Here is a 22,079-nt window from a genome sequence, read left to right on the forward strand (position 1 = left end):
GCGTTCCCGGTCGACCACCTGGACCTCGAACCCCGGCGGCCTCGCATATCGAGCGCGCCTCATCCACCCGCGAACCCTCGAGATCGGCCAGAGACGGTATCCGGTCACTCGACATCGAATCCTCCTTCGGGTCAGAGGCGACGCCGGGGCCGGAGGCGTTGCGCGGCCAAGGTCGCCACCACCCCGGTCACCGCGCCGACCAGCGCCGGCTTGAGCCCGTGCCGGTCGGGTGCCGCGACCACCGGCCGGACCACCACGGGAGGCGGCGGCTTGACCGGGTCCGGCGGGGCGTCGCGCGCGGTCGCCGTCCAGGCCGTGACGAACACCAGCATCCGCGCCACCAGCGAGATGAAGAAGATCAGACCGATGATGGAACCGAACGCGACCCCGGTCGGCGAGTTCCCGATCAGGCGCAGGTAGATCCCACCCGCCTGCTTCAGCAGTTCGAAGCCCAGCGCCAGCGCGACCGCGCCGCGCATCGCGCTGCGGACCCCGACCGGTTTCCGCGGCAACCGGGTGAGCACCCAGAGGAACACGAGCCAGTTCGCCAGCAGCGCCAACGGAATCGAGATCGCCGACAGCACGTTGTGGCCCCAGGCGGTGTCGTCGACCCCGGCCAGCCCCAGCAGATACCGGCCGAGCGCGGACCCCGAGATGGTGATGGCGAACGAGAGCAGCAGCGCGCTCGCGAGGCCGAGCAGCGCGAGCAGGTCCGCGGCGATCGTGCGCAGCAGCGGGAGATCCGACCGGTTCTGGCCCCACAGCGCGGTGAGCGCGTCCCGCAGCGAGTTCATCCAGTTCCAGCCGGAGTACAAGCCGATGATCAGACCGATGATCCCGACGCTGGTGCGCTGCTCGACGAATCCGGTGAGCAGCTCCCCCGCCTTGTCACCGAGGCCGCCGGGCAGGGTGCCGGTGATCGCGTTCAGCATCGACTCGATCAGCTGCGGCTGGCTCGCCAGCACGAAACCCGCCACCGAAACCGCGACCATGAGGATGGGCACCAGCGAGAACAGGCTGAAATAGGTGATCGACGCGACGTAGTGGTAGCCGCCGTACTCGATGTAGCGGTTCACCGCCCGCGCCACGTGGTCCAGCCAGCGGTGGCGGGCACGCAGCCGCTGCCATTTCGTCGGTGCCTTCTTCTCCCTCACACGCCAATGTCTACCTCAGAGCCAGTTGGCGGAGCTGGAGACTCACCCTCAAAGCGGCCAAACGCGTGAACCCGCCCCGGCCGAAGGCCCCGCTATCGCGGTGGCAGGGCACCCGTTCACCCATCGTGACATGACCACCCGGCCGTGCCCTGCCGACGTCGATCGCGGATGCGGGTTCACCGACAGACACTCAGCGAGGTCACGGCTCGTGGGCAACACGCGATCAAGCGAGCGCGATCAGCCGCGAGCCGTCGTCCTCCGGCAGCGACGGGCCCGCGGTCGCCAGCACGGTGTTGCCGAGAAAGTCCAGCTCACAGCCGAGGGTGGAGAGGAACGCGGTGTCGGCGGCGTCCCGTCCGGTGGCGATCCGGCAGAGGCTCTGCCTCGGCGCGAGGCCGGTGGCGTCGAACACGTACCAGCGGCCGTCGATCGCGGCTTCGAACACGGCGTGGAAGTCCATTGGGGACAGTCCGGGCGCGTAGACGGCGGCGAACCGGGCGGGGATGTCGAGCACGCGGCACAGCGAGATGCAGACGTGCGCGTAATCGCGGCAGACCCCTTCCCCTGCGAGGTAGGTGTCGACGGCGTCATCGGTCGGCGAACCGGAACCGACCACATAGGACAGGTGCTCGCCCACGTGCCGGACGATCGCCTCCACTTGAGCGCGCGCGTCGGGCAGGCCGCCGAAGCGGGACAGCGCGAGCCCGCCCATCCGGTCCGAGGGGCAGTACCGGCTGGGCCTGGTGTAGCGGATGACGTCGTCCAGGCCGACGGGCTCGGCGTCGGCCGGGTCGAGTGTGCGTTCGGCCCGGTACCGCACGACGTGGTCACCGGGCGGCAGATCGACGACCTGGGCCCGGGTCCCGTGTTCGAACGCCACCTGGCGCGGCGGCGCGGGATAGGCGAACTCCTCTTGCCCGGCCCCGCCGGCGAGCGCGATCACGAACGCGGCGGGGCCGGGTTTCGTGACCCGGAAGGACATTTCGACGTCGACCTGTACGTGGGGACCCATGGCCCCATGGTGCCCCACGACCGCGGTCCCGGCCGGTCAGGCGTAGCGGACCTGGTAGTGCTTGATCCCGTTGAGCCAGCTCGACCGGAGGCGGTCGGGCGGGGCGAGCTCGGCGATGTTCGGCATGACGTCGGCGATGGCGTTGAAGATCAGGTCGATCTCCAGCCGCGCGAGGTTGGCGCCGATGCAGTAGTGCGAACCCGTGCCGCCGAAACCGACGTGCGGGTTGTCCTCGCGGAGGATGTCGAACTTGTCCGGCTGCTCGAAGTGGTCCGGGTCGAAGTTCGCGGAGCTGTAGAACATCCCGACCCGGTCGCCCTTGCGGATGTGCTGCCCGCCGAGTTCGGTGTCCCGGGTCGCGGTGCGCTGGAAGGCGACCACCGGGGTGGCCCAGCGGACGATCTCGTCCGGCGCGGTCTTCGGGCGCTCCTTCTTGTACAGCTCCCACTGGTCGGGGTGATCGAGGAACGCCTTCATCCCGTGCGTGATCGCGTTGCGCGTGGTCTCGTTGCCGGCGACGGCGAGGAGGATGACGAAGAAGCCGAACTCGTCCGACGCCAGCGATTCGCCGTCGACGTCGGCCTGCACCAGCTTCGTGACGATGTCGTCCATCGGGCATTTTCGGCGTTCTTCGGCCATGTTCCAGGCGTAGCCGACGATCTCCGCCGACGCGGCGAGCGGTTCGACCTCGTACTCGGGGTCGTCGTAGGAGACCATCTGGTTCGACCAGTCGAAGATCTTCAGGCGGTCTTCCTGCGGGATGCCGATCAGTTCGGCGATGGCCTGCAAGGGAAGTTCGCACGCGACGTCGACGACGAAATCGCCGGAGCCCTTCTTCTTGGCCTCGCTGACGATCCGCTCCGCGCGATCACGCAGGGTGTCCTCGAGCTTCGCGATCGACCTCGGAGTGAAGCCCTTCGACACGATCCGGCGCAGCTTCGTGTGCTGCGGGGCGTCCATGTTGAGCAGGACCAGACGGTTGGCTTCGAGACTGTCGTCGGTCATGTTCTCGTCGAACCGGATGATCGCGGTCTTCTCCCGCGAGGAGAACAGCTCGCTGTCCCTCGACACCGCCTTGACGTCATCGAGCCGGCTGACCACCCAGTAGCCGTCATCGCGGAAGCCCGCGGTGTTGTGCGGCTGAGGGTTCCACCAGACCGGTGCCGTGCGGCGGAGTTCGGCGAACTCCTCCAGAGGCAGTCTGGTGGCGTACAGATCCGGATCGGTGAAATCGAAACCGGCGGGGATCAGGGGAGCGGCCACGGGCTACCTCCTACGCGGTTCGCCAATGAAACACGTTCTAGACCCGATTGAAGCATACGGCGTTTACCAAGTGAAGAGTTTCAGTGAAACCCGTTTACTCGGCCCACGCGGATCTTGCGATCCCTGTAAGAAGCGGGAACGGCGACCAGTGATCAAAATCCGGCCAACCCTGGGATCGCTTGCCCAAATCAAGAACGTGTTCTACTTTTCTCGGTAGTGAACAGTGTTTCCCAGGAGGCGAACGTGGGTAGTCCGGTGATCGTCGAGGCGGTCCGCACCCCTATCGGCAAGCGCAGGGGGCACCTGGCGGGGCTGCACGCCGCCGAGATCCTCGGCGCGGCGCAGCGCGCCCTGCTCGAACGCGCGGGCGTGGACCCAGCGCTGGTCGAGCAGGCGATCGGCGGCGCCGTGACCCAGGCGGGCGAGCAGGCGGGCAACGTCACGCGCACGGCGTGGCTGCACGCCGGGCTCCCGGAGACCACGGGCGCGACGACCATCGACGCCCAGTGCGGCTCGGCGCAGCAGGCGACGCATCTGATCGCCGGGCTCATCGCGGTGGGCGCGATCGACGCCGGCGTCTCGTGCGGTGTCGAGGCGATGAGCCGGGTCCCGCTGGGCGCGAACCGCGGCGAGGGCATCGGCACGCCGAGGCCCCAGTCGTGGTCGATCGACATGCCGAACCAGTACGGCGCGGCAGAGCGGATCGCGGAACGCCGCGGGATCACCCGTCTCGACGTCGACCGGTTCGGGACCGAGTCGCAGGCCAAGGCCGCCGCCGCATGGGCCGCGGGGCGTTTCGACCGCGAAGTGGTCGCGGTGAAGGCACCCGTGCTCGCCGAGGACGGCACGCCGACCGGCGAGACCCGGCTGGTGTCGCGCGACCAAGGGCTTCGCGACACGACCGTCGAAGGCCTCTCCAAGCTCAAGCCCGTCCTCGAAGGCGGCGTGCACACGGCCGGGACGTCGTCGCAGATCTCCGACGGCGCGGCCGCGCTCCTCCTGATGGACTCGGACCGGGCCAAGGCACTGGGCCTCAAGCCGCGAGCGCGGATCGTCTCGCAGGCGTTGGTCGGCGCGGAGCCGTACTACCACCTCGACGGCCCCGTGCAGGCGACCGAACGCGTCCTCGCCAAGGCGGGGATGACGATCGGCGACCTCGACCTCTTCGAAGTCAACGAGGCGTTCGCTTCGGTCGTGTTGTCGTGGCAGCGGGTGCACCGGCCCGACGAGGCCAAGGTCAACGTGAACGGTGGCGCGATCGCGCTCGGGCATCCCGTCGGCAGCACCGGCGCCCGCCTGCTGACCACGGCGTTGCACGAACTGGAACGCCGCGACGCGAGCACCGCGCTGGTGACGATGTGCGCCGGCGGCGCGCTTTCCACCGGCACGATCATCGAACGGATCTAGTTCGAGCCGACCTCGACCACCGGACCGTTGTCCGGCCTCGCGAGCCTTTTGAGCCCCTGACCCTCCTTCCAGAAGTCGAAATAGATGGTGTTGCCCTCGACCCAGGTCAGCACCGCCTCGGTGAGGTCGAGCCGGAAGACGTGTGCCTCCCCGTCGTCACCCTGCAGGCGGGCGACCTCCGCCGGATCGGTGATCTCGACGGCCTTTCCCGACACCTTCGCGTCCGCGCCGCCCTCGTCGATCGCCGAGGCGGCGTGGATCGCGAATCTGCCGTCGTGCTGCAGATCCTTCGCCTTCATCGCGCCGATCATCGAACCGATCAGCAGGTCCTGCTCACGGAAATCGACCTCACTGCCACTGACCCGGGGCGAACCGTCCCGCCGGACCGTCGCCAGCACATGCGACTTCACCGCGGTGAACCGTTCCTTGATCTTCTCCGCCAGCGCGGGTGCCTCTTCACTGAACCGCTGCCACGTCGCCATGCGCACCAGCGTCCCACCGGGGTCCGACAGTTTCGAGCGGTCAGGGCCGCGGCGCCCCCATCGGGTTCGGCAGCGGGATCGCGCCGGTGTCGAAGATCCGGCGGCTCAGCGGGACGGCGATCCGCACCAGCTCGGCCACCCCGTCCTCCCCCAAGGCGTCGAGCGGGCCGGCGGCGAGTCGATCGGTCTCGTCCTCGATCCGTTGGCGCAGCTCGATTCCCGGGCCGGTGAGCTGGAGATCGCCGTCGAGGATTCCCCGTTCGGACAGCCGCGCGACACTCGCGTCCCACTCCTCGTCGGACCAGCCGCGGTTGATCTGGATGACCTCGCGGGTCACCGCCCCGCTGCCGATGTGGGTCAGTGTCGTGTCAAGCCCGCGCAGCCCGGCGGTGACGGCGGAGAGCACGTGACCGTCCCCGCGATGCTCGCGCAGCACCGTCGCCGCGAGCCAGACCCGGCCCGCCGTCGTCGCGGGCCTGGCGACCGAGGACCAGGCGGCGGCGAGCGGCCTGGCCGCGTAATCGCAGCCGGTGACGGCCTGTTCGAGCAGATCGGCGAGTTCCCCGAGAGGCGCGTCGGCGGGAAGGATCCGGTTCAAGGCTTCCTCGACGGCTTCCAACCGGCTCTGGAGGACGACCTCCGGTTCGGCGTATTTCCACGCGTCGGGCAGGGATCGCGCCACCATCCTCGGCGCGAACCCGAAGAGCATCGCGGTCGCGGGTGGTTCCGGCAGCGGCCCGAGCGGGGCGACCCGGCCGGCGAAGTAGCCCATCCACCAGCCCGGCAGTCCCGCCGCCTTGGCCGCGGCCGCGGTCTCCGGGGCGAAGTAGACGACGGCGTGCAGCGGCTCGACCGCTTCCCAGAGACGGCGCTGAAGTGACTTCACTCCCCCATCTTGCCTGGCCGAAAACCGGATGCGGCGCTTCGCGACATGGTGTGTGATCACGAGATGGTGATCAGCTTGGAGAAGCCGGGACCCGACGGACTGAACGAGGCCGTCGAGGCGCTGCGGGAGTGGCAATCCGAAGGCGTGGCTTGGCAATTGCATCCCGGTGACCTCGGCTGGTACTGGCGCAAGGGCGCGGCCGCGACGGCCGAGGCGGTCCGGATCTGGCGCCGGGACGGCAGGATCCTCGCCGTCGGATTCCTGGACGGGGCCGACCTCCTGCGGCTCACGACCGCGCCGGACGTCCGCCGGGACGAGGAACTGGCGCAGCGTGTGGCCGAGGATGTGGCGGCGCCCGAGCGTGGTGTCCTGCCGGCCGGGCAGGTTTCCGTCGAGGCGCCGATGGACGCGTTGCTCCAGGACGTGCTGCCCGGACACGGCTGGCACGTCGACGAGGAAGAGCCATGGACGCCGCTGAGCCTCGACCTCACCGAGCCGGTGAAGGCCCCGGACCTGCGGATCGAGACGGTCGGACCCGATCTGGCGGCCGCGTGGGCCGACGTGATCGGAGCGGCGTTCGGCGGATCGACGTTCACCGCCGAAACGTGGCGGACGATGGCGGCCGCGGCGCCGTACGCCGATGCCCGGTGCCTGCTCGGCTTCGACGACCGAGGTGACGCCGTCGCGGCGGTGGCCGTGTGGTCGGCCGGTCCCGGCAGGCCAGGGTTGCTCGAACCGATGGGCGTGCACCAGGACCAGCGCGGTCACGGATACGGCCGGGCGATCACCGTCGCCGCGGCTGCCGCGCTCCAGGAGCTCGGCTCGTCGAGCGCGGCCGTGAACACGCCCAGTTCCAACGTCGGCGCCGTGACGACCTACAAATCGGGCGGGTTCCGGCCGTGGCCCGAGACCCGGGACCTGACGCGAAACGCCTCGTGAGCGGCGTTTCGGGTTAGAGTCAACCGTGTCCTATGTACCTACTGGACTTTGGCTGTGGCTGATCGCGGGTCGGGTCCGTGAAGGCCTCCTTGCCTACTCTGAAGGTAGGCAAGGAGGCCTTCGCCACTCCTCAGGGGTTCGTCACCTGCAACTCACCCGTACCAGCGACCACAACAGTCACAACGTTGACGCGTGAAGGCCCCCATCCCTCGGCTCAGCCGAGGAAACCCGACCTTCACATCTTCCCCAGTACATGAAGGCCCCCTTCCTTGCGCCTGGCGCAAGGAAGGGGGCCTTCATGTACTCGAGAGCGTCACGTGAGTGCGGTGCCGTAAACGGGTTCAGGCACGGGAGCGTCCGCCAGCAGTTCCGCCACGACGGGACCGAGTTCACCCGGCTCCCACCGGGAACCCTTGTCCCGCACCGCGCCGTGCCGCCAGCCCTGCGCGATCGAGACGCGTCCGCCGTCGACCTCGAACACCCGGCCGGTGACCCCGGACGACTCCTCGCTGCCGAGCCACACCACCAGCGGCGACACGTTTTCCGGTGCCATGGCGTCGAAACCGTCGTCCGGGGCGGCCATGTCGTCGGCGAAGGCGACTTCGGTCATCCGGGTGCGGGCGGCCGGGGCGATCGCGTTCACGGTGACGCCGTAGCGCGCGAATTCGGTCGCCGCGACCAGCGTGAGACCCAGGATGCCGGATTTCGCGGCCGCGTAGTTCCCCTGTCCGACGCTGCCGAGCAGGCCGGCCCCGGAGCTGGTGTTGATCACCCGCGCCACCCGGGTCCGGCCCGCTTTCGCCTCGGCTCGCCAATATTCGGCGGCGTGCCGCGTCGGCGCGAAATGCCCCTTCAGGTGGACGCGGATGACGGCGTCCCATTCGTCCTCGCCGAGGTTGACCAGCATCCGGTCGCGCAGGAAACCCGCGTTGTTGACCAGGACGTCCAGCCCGCCGAAGGTCTCGACGGCCGTCCGCACCAACGCCGCGGCGCCGTCCCAGGAAGCGATGTCGTCGGTGTTCGCCACCGCTTTGCCGCCGAGCGCCTCGATCTCGTCGACGACGTCCTGCGCGGGCCCGGCCGATCCGCCGCTTCCGTCGATCCCGGCGCCGAGGTCGTTCACCACCACCCGCGCGCCCTCGGCGGCGAACGCGAGCGCGTGCGCCCGTCCGATACCGCGACCGGCTCCGGTCACCACCACGATCCGGCCGTCGGCGATCCCGCTCACACCGGCTCCTTTCGTTCTTTCACCAGGGAATTGGAAGCGGCGAGGAAGGCAGGCACCTCTCCCCCGCCATGGACGGTCAGGCAGGCACCGCTGACATAGGAGGCCAGCGGGGACGCCAGGAAGACCGCACAGGAACCGATCTCGTCCGGATCCGCCAACCGTCCTAACGGGACGGTCGCGCCCACGGCCTCGATTCCCGCCTCGTCGCCGTAGTGCAGATGCGAGTGCTCCGTCCGCACCATGCCGACGTCGAGCCCGTTGACCCGCACCTTCGGCGCCCACTCGACGGCGAGCGACGCGGTCAGGTTGTCCAAGCCCGCTTTCGCCGCGCCGTAGGACGCCGTCCCCGGCGACGGTCTCGTCGCGCTGACGCTGCTGATGTTCACGATGACGCCGCCGCTTTCCTGCTCCTGCATGACGGCGTTCGCCGCACGCGCGACGGCCAGCGGCGCCAGCAGGTTCAGCGCGACGATCTTCTCGTGGAACCGCGGCGAGGCGTGCGCCGCCTCGGCGTACGGCGCGCCGCCCGCGTTGTTGACCACGACGTCGATCCTGCCGTGGCGCCGGACGATCTCCTCGATGAGCGCGTCGACCTCGCCCGCGTCCCGGACGTCGCAGGAGATGAAGGTCGACGCCTTCTCCCCGGCGCACACCGCCCGCTCGGGTTCGGTGCGGGCGCAGGTGACGACTTCGGCGCCGGCGCGCAGGAAAGTCCTGGTGACACCGGCGCCGACGCCGCGGACCCCACCGGTCACCAGCACCACGGCGCCATCGAGCCGGAGTTCGAGTGCCATGCCGGGCCTCCTTCACGGTCGCTGTACCCGGGCCGGACGTCCTGCTAACGTACCAAGCAAGTGCTAGGTTTGGTAGCGGAGAAGGGTGCCCGATGACCGTTTCCACCCACTCACCGGAGCCCGGCATCGCCGTGGTCACGGTCGACGCGCCCCCGGTGAACGCGCTGAGCGTGAAGGGATGGTTCGCCCTCGCCTCCGCCGTCACCGACGCCGGGCGCGACCCCGCGACCCATGTGGTGGTGCTGCGCGCGGAAGGCCGCGGGTTCAACGCGGGGGTCGACATCAAGGAGATCCAGCGCGATCCGGGGTACGGCGCGTTGATCGGCGCGAACGAGGGCTGCGCGGCGGCGTTCTCCGCGGTGTACGACTGCGCGGTCCCGGTGATCGCCGCGGTACAGGGTTTCTGTCTCGGCGGCGGGGTCGGCCTGGTCGGCAACGCGGACGTCGTGGTCGCCAGTGAGGACGCCACTTTCGGGCTGCCCGAGGTCGATCGCGGCGCGCTGGGCGCGGCGACCCATCTCGCACGCCTGGTCCCCCAGCATCTGATGCGGGCCTTGTACTACACGGCTTCCACGATCACCGCGGCCCAGTTGCACCACCACGGTTCGGTGTACGCCGTCGTCCCGCGGGAGGAACTCGACGAAACCGCGCTCGGCGTCGCGCGGCAGATCGCGGCGAAGGACACTCGCGTGATCCGCGCCGCGAAACAGGCCATCAACGGCATCGACGTCCAGCCCGTGCACCGCAGCTACCGCTTCGAGCAGGGATTCACCTTCGAACTCAACCTGGCGGGCGTTTCGGACGGCGCGCGCCAGGAATTCTTGGACGGTAAGGGGAAGTGATGGCCGACAAGCGGATGACGCCGGACGAGATCGTCGCCGAACTCGAGGACGGCATGACGATCGGGATCGGCGGCTGGGGCTCGCGGCGCAAGCCGATGGCACTGGTGCGCGCGATCCTGCGCTCGCCGGTCAAGGATCTCACCGTGGTCTCCTACGGCGGTCCGGATGTCGGGCTGCTGGCGTCGGCGGGCAAGCTCAAGCATCTCGTCTTCGGCTTCGTCACACTCGACACGATCCCCTACGACCCGTGGTTCTCGCGGGCGCGAGAATCCGGGTCGATCACCGTCACGGAATACGACGAAGGCGTGTTCGGCACCGGTCTTTCCGCTGCCGCGCAACGACTTCCGTTCCTGCCGACGCGGGCGGGCCTCGGCTCCGGCGTCATGGATCTGAACCCGTCGCTACGCACCGTCCGTTCGCCGTACGACGACGCCGAAGAACTGCTGGCCGTGCCCGCGCTCAAGCTCGACGCGGCGTTCGTCCACCTCAACCGCGCCGACGCCCGGGGCAACGCGCAGTACCTCGGACCGGATCCGTACTTCGACGAACTGTTCGCCCTCGCCGCCGACAAGTGTTACGTGTCCACGGAAAAGATCGTCGAGACGGCCGAGCTCACCGAGGCGGGCCCGGTGCAGAGCCTGCTGCTGAGCCGGATGCTCGTCACCGGGGTGGCCGAAACGCCGAACGGCGCGCATTTCACCACCGCCGTCCCGGACTACGGCCGCGACGAACGTTTCCAGCGCCACTACGCCGCATCGGCCAAGGACCTCGACGCGTGGCCGGAATTCGTCGACAGGTTCCTGTCCGGGGACGAAGCGCACTATCAGAAGGCCGTCGCCGAGTTCGGGGAGTCCGCGTGAGTGACATCAGCCGTGCCGAAGTGGCCGTCGTGGCCTGTGCCGAATTGTTCCGCGGAGACGGCGAAATCGTGGTGAGCCCCATGGGGTTCATCCCGTCGCTGGGCGCGCGGCTGGCCAGGCTGACGTTCGAGCCGGACCTCCTGCTGTCCGACGGCGAGGCGTACCTGATGACGCCGGACGCCGTCGTCGAAGGCTGGCAGCCGTTCCGCAAGGTCCTCGACACCGTGGTGCCGCGCGGAAAGCGGCACGTGGTGATGGGCGCCAACCAGATCGACGGCGAGGGCAACCAGAACATCTCGGCGATCGGCGACCATTCCCAACCCAAGAAACAACTTCTCGGCGTACGCGGCGGGCCGGGCAACACGGCCAACCACCGCACGAGCTACTGGGTTCCCAGGCACGGCAAGCGGGTTTTCGTCGATCAGGTCGACGTCGTGTCCGGCGTCGGTTACGCCAGGGCGCGCGAAGCCGGCTTGCGGCACCACGACGTCCATCGGGTCGTCACCAACCTCGGAGTCCTGGACTTCGGCGGCGAAGACCACGCGCCACGGCTGCTTTCCGTACACCCAGGGGTTTCCGTGGACGAGGTCGTCGAGGCGACGTCGTTCCCGCTGAGCACCGACGGCGTCACCGAGACCCGGCCGCCGACCGAGTCGGAACTGCTCCTGATCCGGACCAGCCTGGACCCGAAGTCCCTGCGGGACAAGGAAGTTCCGTCATGAAGACGGCGCTGACCGAACTGGCGGGCATCAAGCACCCGATCGTGCAGACCGGGATGGGCTGGGTCGCCGGGCCGCGGCTGGTGTCCGCGACGGCGGAAGCGGGCGGCCTCGGCATCCTCGCGTCCGCCACGATGACCTACGACGAGCTGGCGGCGGCGATCAAGGAGGTCAAGAGCCGCACGTCGGAGCCGTTCGGGGTCAACCTCCGCGCCGACGCCGAGGACGCCGCGCGCCGGGTCGAGCTGCTCATCACCGAGGAAGTCCGCGTCGCGTCGTTCGCGCTCGCCCCGAAGAAGGACATGATCGCGCGGCTCAAGGACAACGGCGCCCTCGTCGTCCCTTCGGTCGGCGCGGCCAGGCACGCGGAGAAGGTCGCGGGCTGGGGTGCCGACGCCGTCATCGTGCAGGGCGGCGAGGGCGGCGGGCACACCGGCGGGGTCGCGACGACACTGCTGCTGCCCTCGGTACTGGACGCGGTCGACATCCCGGTGGTCGCGGCGGGTGGCTTCTTCGACGGGCGGGGGCTGGCCGCCGCGCTCGCCTACGGGGCGGCCGGGGTCGCCATGGGCACCCGGTTCCTCCTGACGAGGGAAAGCACCGTCCCCGACGAGATCAAACAGGCGTACCTCGCCCGTGATCTCAACGGCACCGTCGTCACCCGCAAGGTGGACGGCATGCCGCATCGCGTGCTCCGGACGGAACTGGTCGACGCGCTCGAATCCGCCGGTCCGGTGAGCGGGCTCGCCCGTGCCGCCCGCAACGCCGCGAAGTTCCGGAAACTGACCGGGCTGTCGTGGCGTTCGCTGGCCACCGAAGGACTGCGGATGAAACGCGGCGGCGACCGGACGTGGTCCCAGGTCCTGATGGCCGCCAACACGCCGATGTTGCTGCGCGCCGGCCTGGTCGAGGGCGACCGGAGCGCCGGTGTGCTGGCGTCCGGGCAGGTCGTCGGCCTGCTCGGCGACCTGCCCGCGGTCGGCGACCTGATCGAGAAGATCGTCGCCGACGCGACCGGCATCCTGCGGCGGCTGGCCTCGGAGTGAGCGGCCGGGCGCGCTGTGCTTGACTTCGGCCATGATCTCGGAGAGTCGTTGTCCGGTCGAGGACGGTGAGCTGTACGTCCGCAGCACCGGCGAAGGGCCGCTTCTGCTCCTGATCGCGGGCGGGCTGGGCTCGGCGGACACCTTCCGGGCGATGACGAAGCTGCTCGCGGACGACTACACCGTCGTCACCTACGACCGGCGCGGCCACTTCCGCAGCACGGACACCAGCACCGGCCCGGTCAGCGTGCCGAAGCAGGCCGACGACGCCCACGCGGTGCTCCAGCACGTCGGCGGCGGCCCCGCGAGTGTGTTCGGGACCAGCGCGGGCGCCATGATCGGCCTCGACCTCGTCGCCCGCTACCCGGACGCCGCGACGATGCTGATCGCGCACGAACCGCCCGCCATCCAGCTGCTGCCCGACGCGCTCGGCTGGCTGGACGAGGCCAACGCGCAGGTCCGGCTCGCCCAGGCGGGCGACCTGATGGGGGCGTTCAAGCGGTTCACCGACGGGATCGCCGGTGCCGCGCTGCCCGAACTGCGCGCGATCCGGCTGCCGAACGAGGAGGACTGGAAGCGGCTGTTCGGCCGCGAGCTGGCCGAGATCCTCGACTATCTTCCCGATCTGCGGGCCCTGCGCCGGAGCAGGACCGAGATCGTCCCCGTCGCTGGGGTCGGCAGCCGCGGGCACTACCACTACCAGCCCGCGAAGGTTCTCGCGCTGGAGCTGGGGTTGCCCTTCACGGAGGTCCCCGGCGCGCATCTGGCGCCGCAGCGGAACCCCGCCCAGTTCACCGAAGCGTTGCGGGGTCTGCTCGAAGGCTGAGTCACGGCATCAGCGGCAGCTTCCCGACCAGCTTGTCGATCCGGTTGCGCGGGCCGACGATGCCGATCGCGCAGTAGTCCATCTCCTCGGTCGGGATCTCCTTCATCGTCGCGAGGAAGTCGGTGTAGACCCGGATTTGCTGGGCGACGGCGGGCATGTCGGCGACGTGGCAGCCCGGCGAGGCCGCGGCCTTGGCGCGGATGGCCCGCAGCTTCCCGGCGTCGGCCGACAGGATCGAGCAGCCGATCCAGGGCAACCCCGTGTAGTGCTCGCCGCCGGCGTCGACCGCTTCGTCGCCGAGGAGTCCGGTGACGCCTCGCGCGGTGGCGACGGCGGTGCAGACCGCCGCGTTGACCGCGCGGCCGGGCGGCAGCTCACTGTTGACCACGATCACCCACTTCAGCCGGGCCGACCGGGTGGACGCGGTGAAGTCGATCTCCTCGGGGGCGAATCCGATGACCGTACCGTACTCGGACATTCAGCTGGTCTCCTGCTCACTTCAACGGATGAACAAGGCCAAGCTAGGAGGACGTACGAGTACAGTCCACCGTGTTCGTACTTAATACGACGAGAGGGCCGCGATGGCGCAGTTGGACGAACTTGATAAGGCGATCCTGGCGCAACTGCAGTCGGACGCACGGAAGACCAACCGTGAGGTCGCCGCCGCGGTGGGCGTTTCACCGACGACGGCGCTGGACCGCACGCGCGGGCTGCGAGAACGCGGCGTGATCCGCGGCGCGCTGCTGGACGTGGACCTGCCTTCGATCGGCCGCGGGGTGCAGGCGCTCATCGCGGTGCGGGTGCGCCCGCCCTCGCGGCGGAACATCGAGGGCTTCCGGAACTGGGTCAACGTGCTGCCCGACCTCGTCGGGCTCTACGTCACCACCGGGACCGAGGACTTCATCCTGCATGTCGCGGTGCCCGACAACGACGCCCTCTATGCCTTCGTGATCGACAAGCTGACCGAACGCCCCGAGGTGGCCGACGTGCGCACCTCGATGGTGTTCGAGCACAGCAGGCGCACCAAGATCACGCCGGTCGACCGCTAAAGCTCCCGGATGACGCGGGCCGGGTTGCCCGCGGCGAACACCTTCGACGGCAGGTCACGCGTGACGACACTGCCCGCGCCCACCACCACGTCGTCCCCGATGGTGACCCCGGCGCACACGATGACCCCGCCACCGAACCAGGCGTTGTTCCCGATGGTGATCGGCGCGGCCGATTCCCAGCGCTGCCGCCGCAGTTCGTGGTCCTCCATGGGGTGCAGCGCGGTCAGCAGCTGGCAGCGCGGGCCGATCGAGCAGTCCGAGCCGATCTTGATCGGCGCGCAGTCGAGCAGGATGGCGTCGTAGTTGAGGAAACTGTTGGCGCCGATCTCGATCAGGTAGCCGTAGTCGCACTGGAACCGCGGCATGATCCAGGAACCCTCGCCGAGTTTTCCCAGCAGCTCACGCAGAATCGTGTCCCGTTCACCGGTCTCCTCCGCGCCGGTGCCGTTGAACCGGTCGACGAGTGCCTGCGCGCGCCTGCGATCCGCGACCAGTTCGGGGTCGTTGTCCCGGTACAGCTCGCCGCGCAGCATGCGGTCCTTTTGTTCACCCATGCGGCCAACCTACCGAAAAGACCCTGCCGGCGAGTTTCCCTCGGGGAGTCGCCGGCAGGACTGGGTGAATGCTTGCGGAGCGTTCTTCAGTTGTGTCGATCGGTTTCCGGTAGGGCCGGCCCGGCGGGTGGGTGAGGTGTAGGGGGGACCCGCCGGGCCGGAGTTTCTTCCTTTCTCTTCGCAGGATCCTGCTTCCGCTTCAGGGCGTCATTCGCGGCACTTGCGGCCTTCGTTGACGCAGTCGACGAGGCGGTCCATGACCCGGCCCGGCATCACGTTCGCGAAATCGTCGTGGTCGGAGAAGGGGTTGTGGTCCTCCTCGGGGAACGAGTCCACTTTGTACTGTCCGTTGACCTGGATCTGTCGCGGGATCTCGTAGGTCAGCGAGATGGTGAGCTCCGGGACCGCCGTCAGGCCGTTGGCGCATTCGCCGTTCTCGTCCGGATACTTGATGTGGTCCCGATGGTTCTCGCTGTCGATGTTGTTCCCGTCGAGACAGCTCGGGAACGTGTGCACCCGTTTGACGTCACTGCCCTCGGGACAGATCGGGTACTGCTTGATGAGCCGGTCCTCGAAGCCGGTGCACGTCCAGCTCTCCCGCGCGTTGGCGGGGCCGTTCGTGGTGACTTTCGCGTCACCGTAAAGGATCCGGAGGAACTTCGGCATCTCCTTCACCTTCTCGCGGGCGTTGCCCTTGAAGGTGATGTCGACGACCGCGGGACGCTGGATCTCACCGTCGTTGCCGGCGAGTTCGTTGTCCGCGTTCGGTTCTTCGAGCTGAGCCTGCTCCTGCTCGTTGTCCTGGTTCTGGTTGTTCTGATTCTGGTTGTTCTGGTCCCGCCGTCGATTCCGGTCGCCGTCGCGGTTCTGCCGCTGTCCGGCTTCTTCCTCGGTGTCGATCCGCACCACCGGCCAGAAGTACGCGGATTCGTCGCCGTTCGCGCAGGTGGTACCGGCGCCCAGCAGGCTGTCGTTGTCCGAATCCGCGTTCGTGGACAGGTTTCCGACGTAATCGTGCAGATGCTGGGCACCGTTGCGGATTCCCGGCTGCGCGATGAAGTTGTCGGAATTGAAATGCCCGTTCTCGTTCCTGCCGCAGTCGACGGTGAACGAACCCGTGGACGCGTTCCGGCCCGGCCGCGGCTCGTCGACGTTCGGCCGCACCTTCGTGATGTCCACGAACTGCGACTTGTCCACCTCGTCCGCGGAGGCGCGCTCGGGGTCGCCGGTCGTGGTGGACACCACCAGGCCGCCGACCGCGATCGACAGGCCCAGCAACGCGGTCGCGATCTTGGTCCTGCGGGCGATACGATGGCGCCCTTGATTTCGTGCCATTGGCTGCTCACCTCATTCGTTTCCGGGCACGCCGATCACTCGCACCCGGGCATGAGCCACGCATTCGTCGAATACGGGAAATAGCCGCATTCGCGGCGAACCCTTCTGTTCGCCCGCCGATTCAGATCCGGCTATCTGGAGATACGGCCCCCATGCGGATCCGGTTCAAAACGCGATCCGGCCGTTATCTTTCCGTTATATTGAGAACGGGGCAAAGGTTTCGTGGACTGAAGGGGGCTCTCGCTGCGTCTGATGCGGCGATGGGCCCCTTCGCGTCGTGTCGGTGATGCCGGGGGCCGGGCGGTTTCGCGTGACCGCAGGGACGACACGCGTGATCAGACGGACGACACGCGTGTCCAGGCGGACGGCTCGTGGCTTACCGGCGCACGACGGCCAGCACGGTGCCATCCCGCTTGTGCACCTCGAACCGTTCGATGTCGGCCTTCTGCAACGCCGTCGAACCGGTGATCACGAGGGGATCCGGGGAACCCGGCACGCCGTACCCCTTGGACGGCACGCTCCAGTTGTTGACGACGTAGGCCTCTCCGCCGTGGGAGTAGGCGAAAAGCTGGCAGGTCATCGGCCCGATGAGGCCGCGCAGTTCGAGCTCGACCGCGGAGCCCCACTCCTTCTCCTGCACCGTGACCTCGGCCGCGACGGCGTTGCCCGCCTCGGACCAGCCGAACGGGGCGGCGCCGCCGTCCGGGCCCGCCTCGCGTTCCCGTGACGACAACGGGGACGGCACCACCGAGGTCACGACGGAAGGCGCGGCCTGCGTGACGACCGGCTCACGATCGGTGAGCGAAAGCACCGTGAGCGGTCCACCGACGACGAGCACGAGCACGGCAGCCGCCGTCGCCAGCCGGACGACCTTGCGCCGGCGGCCCGCCTTGGCGGCGTCCGCGAGCAGCATCCGCAGCACCCGGGGGCCAGGGCCTTTCACGGGCGGATCCGGCCAGCTCTTCTTGACCATGTCCAGGATGTCGGGCAGGTGGTACATCTCCACCAGCTCGACCTGACATTCGGGGCACTCCAGCAGATGCGCCTCGAACCTGGCGTGATCCTCCTCGCCGAGGACGCCCAGCACGTAGGCGGCGATATCCGTGTGGACGGCTCCGGACACCTCGCTCACCCCCGCTCCTGCAGCGCCCTGCGCAGCGCGCGCACAGCGTGGTGGATCCGCGATTTCACCGTACCCGGCGGAACCCCCAGCGTCGCCGCGACCTCGTTCACGGTGCGGTCACGCAGGTAGGTCTGCTGGACGGCTTCACGTTGTTCCGGGGAAAGATTGCGCAGGGCCTCGTAAACGATCATGGCCGCGAGCGTCTTCTCCGATTCGTCCGGCACTCCGATCGAATCCGACTCCAGTTCCTCCACCTCTTGAGGGCGGGCGCTCCGGCTCCGCCAGCCGTCGATGACGATGCGCCTGGCCACGGTGAACAGCCACGCGCGCAGCATTTCCGGCTGCCGGTCGAGTTTGCCGGCGTTGCGCCACGCCTTGATGAGCGTCTCCTGGACCACGTCCTCGGCCCACTGGCGATCGTGGCCGGTCAGCTTCAGCACGAACGCCATCAGGCTCGATCCGAACTCCTGGTACAACGCCCTGACGAGGTCGTCATGCCCGTTCGACGCGGGTTCATGATCGACAATTGGCTGCAGTATCCGAGAGTGGCGTCCCACGCGGCACATCTTTGTGGGATCAGGGGCGATAAGTCCAGTACCAAAACCGTTCCGGCCCGGTTCATCGCACGGGGGAAAGTTTTTTGAACCGTTCCCTCCCCGTGACCGTATCCCCTACCGAAGACCCCGACCCGGCGCTGCCCCCGCACCGCCGAATCCACTGTGGATCATGGATGTCCCTCTTGAATGTCCACAGTGGAGTTAAACCTGCCTGCACACCATCTCCCCGCGGTGATGGCGTTCTCCTCTGCCCCGACAGGAGGATTTCCGTGAACCCCGTGTCACGCTCGGTCATACCTCTGCCCCTCGTCCTGGCCGCGGTCGCGCTGACCGCCGCCTGCACCACCGGTACCGCGGGACCGAACGGCTCTCCCGGCGCGGCCTCGACCGCGGGCACCGCGCAGATCCCGGGAATGCCCGACCCCGCGGCCGAACCCGCCCCCGGTGTCACGGCGGCGATCCTGTTCGACCTCGGGCCGATCGTCACCGACACCAGCGGCTTCACGCTTTACCGCTACGACAAGGACACGGTGAATCCGCCCAAATCGAATTGCGCCGAAACCTGTGCGCGGACCTGGATTCCCGCCAAGGCCGGCCCAGATCTCGTGGTGACCGGGATCGATCGCGCCCTGGTCGGCACCGTGACCAGGGACGACGGCACCGAGCAGGTCACGCTCGCGGGCTGGCCGCTCTACCGCAACGCCAAGGACGCGATGCCCGGCAACACCGGCGGGCAGGGCGTCGACGACGCGTGGTTCCCCGCCAAGCCGGACGGGACGAAGGTGCTGCTCACCGCCGAGACCTGGCAGGCCGATGACCTCGGCATCTGATCTCCCCAGACCCGTCCGCCCGCTGCTCGTCCTGCTGATCGCGGCCGCGGTGAGCCTTTTCGGGCCCGTCGGCGACGCGCACGCCCAAGAACTCTCCGCGGCGGACAAGAACCTGATCGTCAACGTCAAACTGGCCGGGCTGTGGGAAATGCCCGCCGGGATGTGGGCGCAGGAACGCGGGAAGAGCAAGCGCACCCGCGAAGTCGGCCGGACATTGATGATCGACCACGGCAGGCTCGACACCGCGACGCACGCCATCGCCGACCGGTTCGGCATCGCCTTGCCGGCCGAGCCGTCGGATCAGCAGTCCGCCTGGCTCGGCGAGATGAAGGCCGCCCGCGACGACACCGAGTTCGACCGGATCTTCGCCAACCGGCTCCGGTACGCGCACGGTGTGCTGTTCCCCATCATCGCGCAGGTCAGGGCCGGTACCCGCAACGACGTCGTCCGTGATTACGCCACCACGGCCAACCAGGCGGTGCTGCGGCATATGACGCTCTTGGAGAGCACCGGCCTCGTCGACCAGTCGCTGATGCCGGAAGCGCCGGTGCCGCAGTCGAATTCGGCCAACGCCGCGATGGACGTCGGTTTCGGCGACTTCGCGCTCGGCCTCCTGCTCGCGGTGGCCATCGGCGGTGGACTGTTCCTCGCCGTGCGGGCCCTGCGCAGCAAGAACACCCGGACCCGCAACCGCGCGGCCGTCCCCGAACCGGATCCGGTTCCCAGTGCCCCAGGAGAGATCAATGTATGACCAGTGGTCCGAGGTGGTGATCGTGCTGACCCAGAAATCGGACACCGACCCCGGCATCAAGGGCATGGCGCAGACCTCCGCCCGGATCTCGTACGGCTTCATGTGCCTCACCCTGTGCTGGGGCGTGTTCACCGCGACCGGCTGGATCAAGTCGCTGACCGGGCGGAAGGCGCTGCGCAACTCGCATATGGTGCTCGGCATCCTGACGCTGTCGTTCGGCGTCGTGCACGCGATGTCGTTCCTGTTCCTGCCCGACGGTTTCACCCTGGCGCAGATCTCGATCCCGCTCCTGCCCGGCACCTTGGCGCGGCACGAACTCGGCGTCGTCGGGCTCGAGGTCATGATCGCCGTCGCGCTGACCGGCGGGATCAGCCGGTTCAGTTCCTATCGGCGCTTCCTGTGGATCCACCGCCTCGCCTATCCGGCGGTCGGGATCACCGCGCTGCATTCGTTCTTCGGCGCCATGGCCAACGGACATCTCGGCCTGCTGTGGTTCGGCGGGATCACCCTGCTGGTCCCCGTAATACTGCTGACCGCGCTGCGGTTCACGCCGACCCGGTACCTGGAACGCCTTGGCCTGGTCGAAGAGCTGGTCTGAAGACTTGGAGAGACGAAAGATGATCTTCGGAAGCATACGGCGTGGCACCCGCGTCAGCGTCGACAACGAGCGGTGCGAGATCTTCGGCTTCTGCGAGATGGAGGCGCCGTCCACCTTCAAGATCGGGCCGGACGGCAAGCTCCGCATCCGCCGGATGGTCGACCGGGACGGGCTGGACCAGGCCATCTCCGCCGCGCGGCTCTGCCCGAAACAGGCCATCAGAGTCAAGGGAGAAGGAGCGTACGACGATGAGTGACGGAGATCGGATCGTCATCGTCGGCGCGGGCGTCGCCGGGCTCCGCTCCGCGGAACGGTTGCGGGAGCTCGGTTTCGACGGCGAGATCGTGCTGGTCGGCGACGAGCCGCGGAAGCCGTACCACCGGCCGATGGTGTCGAAGGAGCTCGTCACCGGCGGGGTGAAACCGGTGGCCGCGAGCCTGGAGCCGTACCTGGACCTGGACGTCCACTGGCGGCTCGGCACCCGCGCGACCTGGCTGGACAGCAAGGAGCGCACGGTGCACCTGCCGGGCGGGGAATCCCTGTGGTACGACGGGTTGATCATCGCGACCGGCGTCTATCCCCGGCATCTCCCCGGCTCGCCGCGCCACGACCCCCGGGTCCGGGTGCTGCGCACCGTGGAGGATTCACTGGCCGTCCGGCGGGCTTTGGGCAACAGCAACAAATCCGTCGTGGTGATCGGCAGCGGCCTGATCGGGAACGAGTTCGCCGCGTCGATGCGGTACATGGGCCGGGACGTCACGCTCATCGGCCACGCGAAGGCGCCTTTGCACCGCTTCGGGGAGCGGATCGCGTCGGCGCTCACCAAGGAGCATCAGCACCATCGCGCGAAGCTGGCGATGAACACCGAGGTGCGGAACTGGATCAGCACCAAGGAGACGGTCGGCCTGCACCTGACCAACAACCAGTTCCTGGTGGCCAGCTGCGTGGTGCTTTCGATCGGCAGCGTGCCGGCCGTCGACTGGCTGCGCGGCTCGGAGCTGACCATCGACGACGGCGTGCTCTGCGAAGCGACCCTGTTCGCCACCGGGGCGGAGGACGTCGTGGTCGCCGGTGACGTCGCGAAATGGCCGAACCTGCGGATCGACGAGACCCCCCGGCGGGTCGAGCATTGGATGAACGGCGTCGAATCCGGGCGCGCGGCGGCGGAAAGCCTGATGCTGGGCCGCGGCAACGCGCGGCCGTACACGCCGCTCCCCCGCGCCTGGTCGTCCCTCTACGACGCGCGGTTGCAGACCGTCGGGATGCCCTCGCTGGGCAAGGACACGATCGAACTTTCCGACGGCGTCACCGGTTTCGTCCGCGACGGCAGGCTGATCGGCGCGGCGGGCTGGGACCGGCCGAAGGCGATGATCCACTGGACCGCCGAACTCGACCGGCGGCTGCCGGTGCCCGAGCCGGTGTTCCCCGCGCCCGCTCCTTCGCCGGCGGACACGCCGATCGGGGAGGACATCCTCGCCCCGTTCGAACGGGACTTCCTGTCCGAGACCCCGACCGAGGCCGTTCCGGCGCCGGAAAGGATGCCCTGGGCTCGCGTTCCCGCCGGGTGACCCGGGAGCGCGAACGGACCGGGGCCGCGCGCGGCGGCCGCGGTCCCCTCAGGTGGCGGTGGGCAGCTGGGCCTCCGCACCCACCGCCACCCCTGGGGACGCCGGGAGGTATCCGGCCCGACGGTGATTCGGGCTCCGTCGGGTACCGCCCTCCGGGCTCCCCGTCTCCGGTCGGGGCCCTTCCAGGCTTGACTCACCTGGGAGGGCCCCGATCTACGGCGGCCGAAGGGGACTTTCCCCTCATTACACGCGGCGAAGG

Annotated in this window: 25 protein-coding genes; 13 read left to right on the forward strand and 12 right to left on the reverse strand. The window is 68.8% G+C overall.

All coding sequences use genetic code 11. The annotated features are described in order from the left end of the window. Nucleotides 1-131 precede the first annotated feature (131 nt). From ACSMFO_RS25375 to ACSMFO_RS25385, 3 genes are all read right to left on the reverse strand, one after another. Nucleotides 132-1,154: a YhjD/YihY/BrkB family envelope integrity protein gene (locus ACSMFO_RS25375; RefSeq protein ID WP_436460754.1), complete on the reverse strand. Its 1,023-nt coding sequence runs from the start codon at nucleotides 1,152-1,154 to the stop codon at nucleotides 132-134. Nucleotides 1,155-1,377: 223 nt separating this feature from the next. Then, complete coding sequence (locus ACSMFO_RS25380) at nucleotides 1,378-2,166, reverse strand: transglutaminase-like domain-containing protein (protein ID WP_360089580.1); 789 nt, start codon at nucleotides 2,164-2,166, stop codon at nucleotides 1,378-1,380. 36 nt (nucleotides 2,167-2,202) lie between these two features. Continuing rightward, nucleotides 2,203-3,429 (reverse strand): cytochrome P450, encoded by a 1,227-nt coding sequence (locus tag ACSMFO_RS25385; RefSeq protein ID WP_360089583.1) that lies wholly within the window; start codon nucleotides 3,427-3,429, stop codon nucleotides 2,203-2,205. Nucleotides 3,430-3,672: 243 nt separating this feature from the next. Here ACSMFO_RS25385 and ACSMFO_RS25390 point away from each other — a divergent pair, with 243 nt between their 5' ends. Beyond that, nucleotides 3,673-4,836: a steroid 3-ketoacyl-CoA thiolase gene (locus tag ACSMFO_RS25390; protein ID WP_436460755.1), complete on the forward strand. Its 1,164-nt coding sequence runs from the start codon at nucleotides 3,673-3,675 to the stop codon at nucleotides 4,834-4,836. Here the strand turns inward: ACSMFO_RS25390 and ACSMFO_RS25395 are convergent. Both ACSMFO_RS25395 and ACSMFO_RS25400 read right to left on the reverse strand, forming a co-directional pair. Beyond that, nucleotides 4,833-5,318 carry a pyridoxamine 5'-phosphate oxidase family protein gene (locus ACSMFO_RS25395; RefSeq protein ID WP_436460756.1) on the reverse strand — a complete coding sequence of 162 codons (486 nt, stop codon included), beginning with the start codon at nucleotides 5,316-5,318 and terminating at the stop codon, nucleotides 4,833-4,835. The two genes, ACSMFO_RS25390 and ACSMFO_RS25395, sit on opposite strands and share 4 nt — an antisense overlap. Nucleotides 5,319-5,358: 40 nt before the next feature. Next, complete coding sequence (locus ACSMFO_RS25400; protein ID WP_436460757.1) at nucleotides 5,359-6,204, reverse strand: SCO6745 family protein; 846 nt, start codon at nucleotides 6,202-6,204, stop codon at nucleotides 5,359-5,361. Between the two features lie 63 nt (nucleotides 6,205-6,267). Between ACSMFO_RS25400 and ACSMFO_RS25405 the strand changes: the two genes are divergently transcribed. Further along, a complete protein-coding gene (locus ACSMFO_RS25405; RefSeq protein WP_436460758.1) occupies nucleotides 6,268-7,143 on the forward strand; it encodes a GNAT family N-acetyltransferase in 876 nt (291 codons plus the stop codon). Nucleotides 7,144-7,456: 313 nt separating this feature from the next. Here ACSMFO_RS25405 and ACSMFO_RS25410 read toward each other — a convergent pair whose 3' ends face one another. Both ACSMFO_RS25410 and ACSMFO_RS25415 read right to left on the reverse strand, forming a co-directional pair. Then, complete coding sequence (locus ACSMFO_RS25410; RefSeq protein WP_436460759.1) at nucleotides 7,457-8,371, reverse strand: SDR family oxidoreductase; 915 nt, start codon at nucleotides 8,369-8,371, stop codon at nucleotides 7,457-7,459. Then, entirely contained in the window at nucleotides 8,368-9,165 is a 798-nt protein-coding gene (locus ACSMFO_RS25415) for an SDR family oxidoreductase (RefSeq protein WP_436460760.1), read from the reverse strand. The genes ACSMFO_RS25410 and ACSMFO_RS25415 overlap by 4 nt, the downstream gene beginning before the upstream one ends. 92 nt (nucleotides 9,166-9,257) lie before the next feature. On the opposite strand from ACSMFO_RS25415, the gene ACSMFO_RS25420 reads away from it, so the two are divergent. The 5 genes from ACSMFO_RS25420 to ACSMFO_RS25440 are packed head-to-tail and all read left to right on the forward strand — an operon-like array spanning nucleotide 9,258 to nucleotide 13,455. Further along, nucleotides 9,258-10,007 (forward strand): enoyl-CoA hydratase family protein, encoded by a 750-nt coding sequence (locus ACSMFO_RS25420; RefSeq protein ID WP_125687948.1) that lies wholly within the window; start codon nucleotides 9,258-9,260, stop codon nucleotides 10,005-10,007. Continuing rightward, complete coding sequence (locus ACSMFO_RS25425) at nucleotides 10,007-10,867, forward strand: CoA transferase subunit A (protein ID WP_037343623.1); 861 nt, start codon at nucleotides 10,007-10,009, stop codon at nucleotides 10,865-10,867. Before ACSMFO_RS25420 ends, ACSMFO_RS25425 begins: the two co-directional genes overlap by 1 nt. Then, on the forward strand, nucleotides 10,864-11,589 hold the full coding sequence (locus ACSMFO_RS25430; protein WP_073846853.1) for a CoA-transferase subunit beta: 726 nt from the start codon (nucleotides 10,864-10,866) through the stop codon (nucleotides 11,587-11,589). Before ACSMFO_RS25425 ends, ACSMFO_RS25430 begins: the two co-directional genes overlap by 4 nt. After that, the gene (locus tag ACSMFO_RS25435) at nucleotides 11,586-12,632 is read left to right on the forward strand and encodes an NAD(P)H-dependent flavin oxidoreductase (protein WP_436460761.1); all 1,047 of its coding nucleotides are present in this window, start codon (nucleotides 11,586-11,588) and stop codon (nucleotides 12,630-12,632) included. Before ACSMFO_RS25430 ends, ACSMFO_RS25435 begins: the two co-directional genes overlap by 4 nt. Before the next feature lie 31 nt (nucleotides 12,633-12,663). Further along, complete coding sequence (locus ACSMFO_RS25440; RefSeq protein WP_037343618.1) at nucleotides 12,664-13,455, forward strand: alpha/beta fold hydrolase; 792 nt, start codon at nucleotides 12,664-12,666, stop codon at nucleotides 13,453-13,455. A gap of 1 nt (nucleotide 13,456) precedes the next feature. On the opposite strand, the gene ACSMFO_RS25445 is transcribed toward ACSMFO_RS25440, so the two are convergent. After that, nucleotides 13,457-13,933 carry a DUF2000 domain-containing protein gene (locus ACSMFO_RS25445; RefSeq protein ID WP_436460762.1) on the reverse strand — a complete coding sequence of 159 codons (477 nt, stop codon included), beginning with the start codon at nucleotides 13,931-13,933 and terminating at the stop codon, nucleotides 13,457-13,459. 103 nt (nucleotides 13,934-14,036) lie between these two features. On the opposite strand from ACSMFO_RS25445, the gene ACSMFO_RS25450 reads away from it, so the two are divergent. After that, nucleotides 14,037-14,504, forward strand: a complete 468-nt coding sequence (locus tag ACSMFO_RS25450; RefSeq protein WP_073846850.1) for an Lrp/AsnC family transcriptional regulator — start codon at nucleotides 14,037-14,039, stop codon at nucleotides 14,502-14,504. On the opposite strand, the gene ACSMFO_RS25455 is transcribed toward ACSMFO_RS25450, so the two are convergent. The 4 genes from ACSMFO_RS25455 to ACSMFO_RS25470 all read right to left on the reverse strand — a co-directional run bounded on the left by ACSMFO_RS25455 (nucleotide 14,501) and on the right by ACSMFO_RS25470 (nucleotide 18,073). Continuing rightward, nucleotides 14,501-15,058, reverse strand: coding sequence for a sugar O-acetyltransferase (locus ACSMFO_RS25455; protein ID WP_360089613.1), 558 nt, complete (start codon nucleotides 15,056-15,058; stop codon nucleotides 14,501-14,503). The two genes, ACSMFO_RS25450 and ACSMFO_RS25455, sit on opposite strands and share 4 nt — an antisense overlap. 207 nt (nucleotides 15,059-15,265) lie before the next feature. Then, nucleotides 15,266-16,393 (reverse strand): DUF1996 domain-containing protein, encoded by a 1,128-nt coding sequence (locus ACSMFO_RS25460; protein ID WP_436460763.1) that lies wholly within the window; start codon nucleotides 16,391-16,393, stop codon nucleotides 15,266-15,268. A 376-nt stretch (nucleotides 16,394-16,769) separates the two neighbouring features. Further along, on the reverse strand, nucleotides 16,770-17,525 hold the full coding sequence (locus tag ACSMFO_RS25465) for an anti-sigma factor family protein (protein ID WP_038515970.1): 756 nt from the start codon (nucleotides 17,523-17,525) through the stop codon (nucleotides 16,770-16,772). Beyond that, a complete protein-coding gene (locus tag ACSMFO_RS25470) occupies nucleotides 17,522-18,073 on the reverse strand; it encodes a sigma-70 family RNA polymerase sigma factor (protein ID WP_360089619.1) in 552 nt (183 codons plus the stop codon). The genes ACSMFO_RS25465 and ACSMFO_RS25470 overlap by 4 nt, the downstream gene beginning before the upstream one ends. 269 nt (nucleotides 18,074-18,342) lie before the next feature. Here ACSMFO_RS25470 and ACSMFO_RS25475 point away from each other — a divergent pair, with 269 nt between their 5' ends. From ACSMFO_RS25475 to ACSMFO_RS25495, 5 genes are read left to right on the forward strand one after another with little or no spacing between them, the layout of a single operon-like run. Beyond that, nucleotides 18,343-18,903 (forward strand): hypothetical protein, encoded by a 561-nt coding sequence (locus tag ACSMFO_RS25475; RefSeq protein ID WP_038515974.1) that lies wholly within the window; start codon nucleotides 18,343-18,345, stop codon nucleotides 18,901-18,903. Next, on the forward strand, nucleotides 18,887-19,654 hold the full coding sequence (locus tag ACSMFO_RS25480) for a DUF4142 domain-containing protein (protein WP_360128613.1): 768 nt from the start codon (nucleotides 18,887-18,889) through the stop codon (nucleotides 19,652-19,654). The genes ACSMFO_RS25475 and ACSMFO_RS25480 overlap by 17 nt, the downstream gene beginning before the upstream one ends. Further along, nucleotides 19,647-20,252, forward strand: coding sequence for a ferric reductase-like transmembrane domain-containing protein (locus ACSMFO_RS25485; RefSeq protein WP_436460764.1), 606 nt, complete (start codon nucleotides 19,647-19,649; stop codon nucleotides 20,250-20,252). Before ACSMFO_RS25480 ends, ACSMFO_RS25485 begins: the two co-directional genes overlap by 8 nt. A gap of 19 nt (nucleotides 20,253-20,271) precedes the next feature. Beyond that, complete coding sequence (locus tag ACSMFO_RS25490; protein ID WP_007033644.1) at nucleotides 20,272-20,508, forward strand: ferredoxin; 237 nt, start codon at nucleotides 20,272-20,274, stop codon at nucleotides 20,506-20,508. Then, nucleotides 20,501-21,820, forward strand: coding sequence for an NAD(P)/FAD-dependent oxidoreductase (locus ACSMFO_RS25495; RefSeq protein ID WP_038515980.1), 1,320 nt, complete (start codon nucleotides 20,501-20,503; stop codon nucleotides 21,818-21,820). The genes ACSMFO_RS25490 and ACSMFO_RS25495 overlap by 8 nt, the downstream gene beginning before the upstream one ends. Nucleotides 21,821-22,079 lie beyond the last annotated feature (259 nt).

This window comes from Amycolatopsis sp. w19 (assembly GCF_051373225.1).
GTDB lineage: Bacteria > Actinomycetota > Actinomycetes > Mycobacteriales > Pseudonocardiaceae > Amycolatopsis > Amycolatopsis japonica.

Coding starts and splice junctions, on each gene's coding strand:
- ACSMFO_RS25490 (WP_007033644.1), top strand. CDS start 20,272: ATGATCTTCGGAAGCATACGGCGTGGCACCCGCGTCAGCGTCGACAAC.
- ACSMFO_RS25445 (WP_436460762.1), bottom strand. CDS start 13,933: ATGTCCGAGTACGGTACGGTCATCGGATTCGCCCCCGAGGAGATCGAC.
- ACSMFO_RS25495 (WP_038515980.1), top strand. CDS start 20,501: ATGAGTGACGGAGATCGGATCGTCATCGTCGGCGCGGGCGTCGCCGGG.
- ACSMFO_RS25425 (WP_037343623.1), top strand. CDS start 10,007: ATGGCCGACAAGCGGATGACGCCGGACGAGATCGTCGCCGAACTCGAG.
- ACSMFO_RS25435 (WP_436460761.1), top strand. CDS start 11,586: ATGAAGACGGCGCTGACCGAACTGGCGGGCATCAAGCACCCGATCGTG.
- ACSMFO_RS25480 (WP_360128613.1), top strand. CDS start 18,887: ATGACCTCGGCATCTGATCTCCCCAGACCCGTCCGCCCGCTGCTCGTC.
- ACSMFO_RS25395 (WP_436460756.1), bottom strand. CDS start 5,318: ATGGCGACGTGGCAGCGGTTCAGTGAAGAGGCACCCGCGCTGGCGGAG.
- ACSMFO_RS25485 (WP_436460764.1), top strand. CDS start 19,647: ATGTATGACCAGTGGTCCGAGGTGGTGATCGTGCTGACCCAGAAATCG.
- ACSMFO_RS25460 (WP_436460763.1), bottom strand. CDS start 16,393: ATGGCACGAAATCAAGGGCGCCATCGTATCGCCCGCAGGACCAAGATC.
- ACSMFO_RS25380 (WP_360089580.1), bottom strand. CDS start 2,166: ATGGGTCCCCACGTACAGGTCGACGTCGAAATGTCCTTCCGGGTCACG.
- ACSMFO_RS25450 (WP_073846850.1), top strand. CDS start 14,037: ATGGCGCAGTTGGACGAACTTGATAAGGCGATCCTGGCGCAACTGCAG.
- ACSMFO_RS25405 (WP_436460758.1), top strand. CDS start 6,268: ATGGTGATCAGCTTGGAGAAGCCGGGACCCGACGGACTGAACGAGGCC.
- ACSMFO_RS25415 (WP_436460760.1), bottom strand. CDS start 9,165: ATGGCACTCGAACTCCGGCTCGATGGCGCCGTGGTGCTGGTGACCGGT.
- ACSMFO_RS25455 (WP_360089613.1), bottom strand. CDS start 15,058: ATGGGTGAACAAAAGGACCGCATGCTGCGCGGCGAGCTGTACCGGGAC.
- ACSMFO_RS25440 (WP_037343618.1), top strand. CDS start 12,664: ATGATCTCGGAGAGTCGTTGTCCGGTCGAGGACGGTGAGCTGTACGTC.
- ACSMFO_RS25420 (WP_125687948.1), top strand. CDS start 9,258: ATGACCGTTTCCACCCACTCACCGGAGCCCGGCATCGCCGTGGTCACG.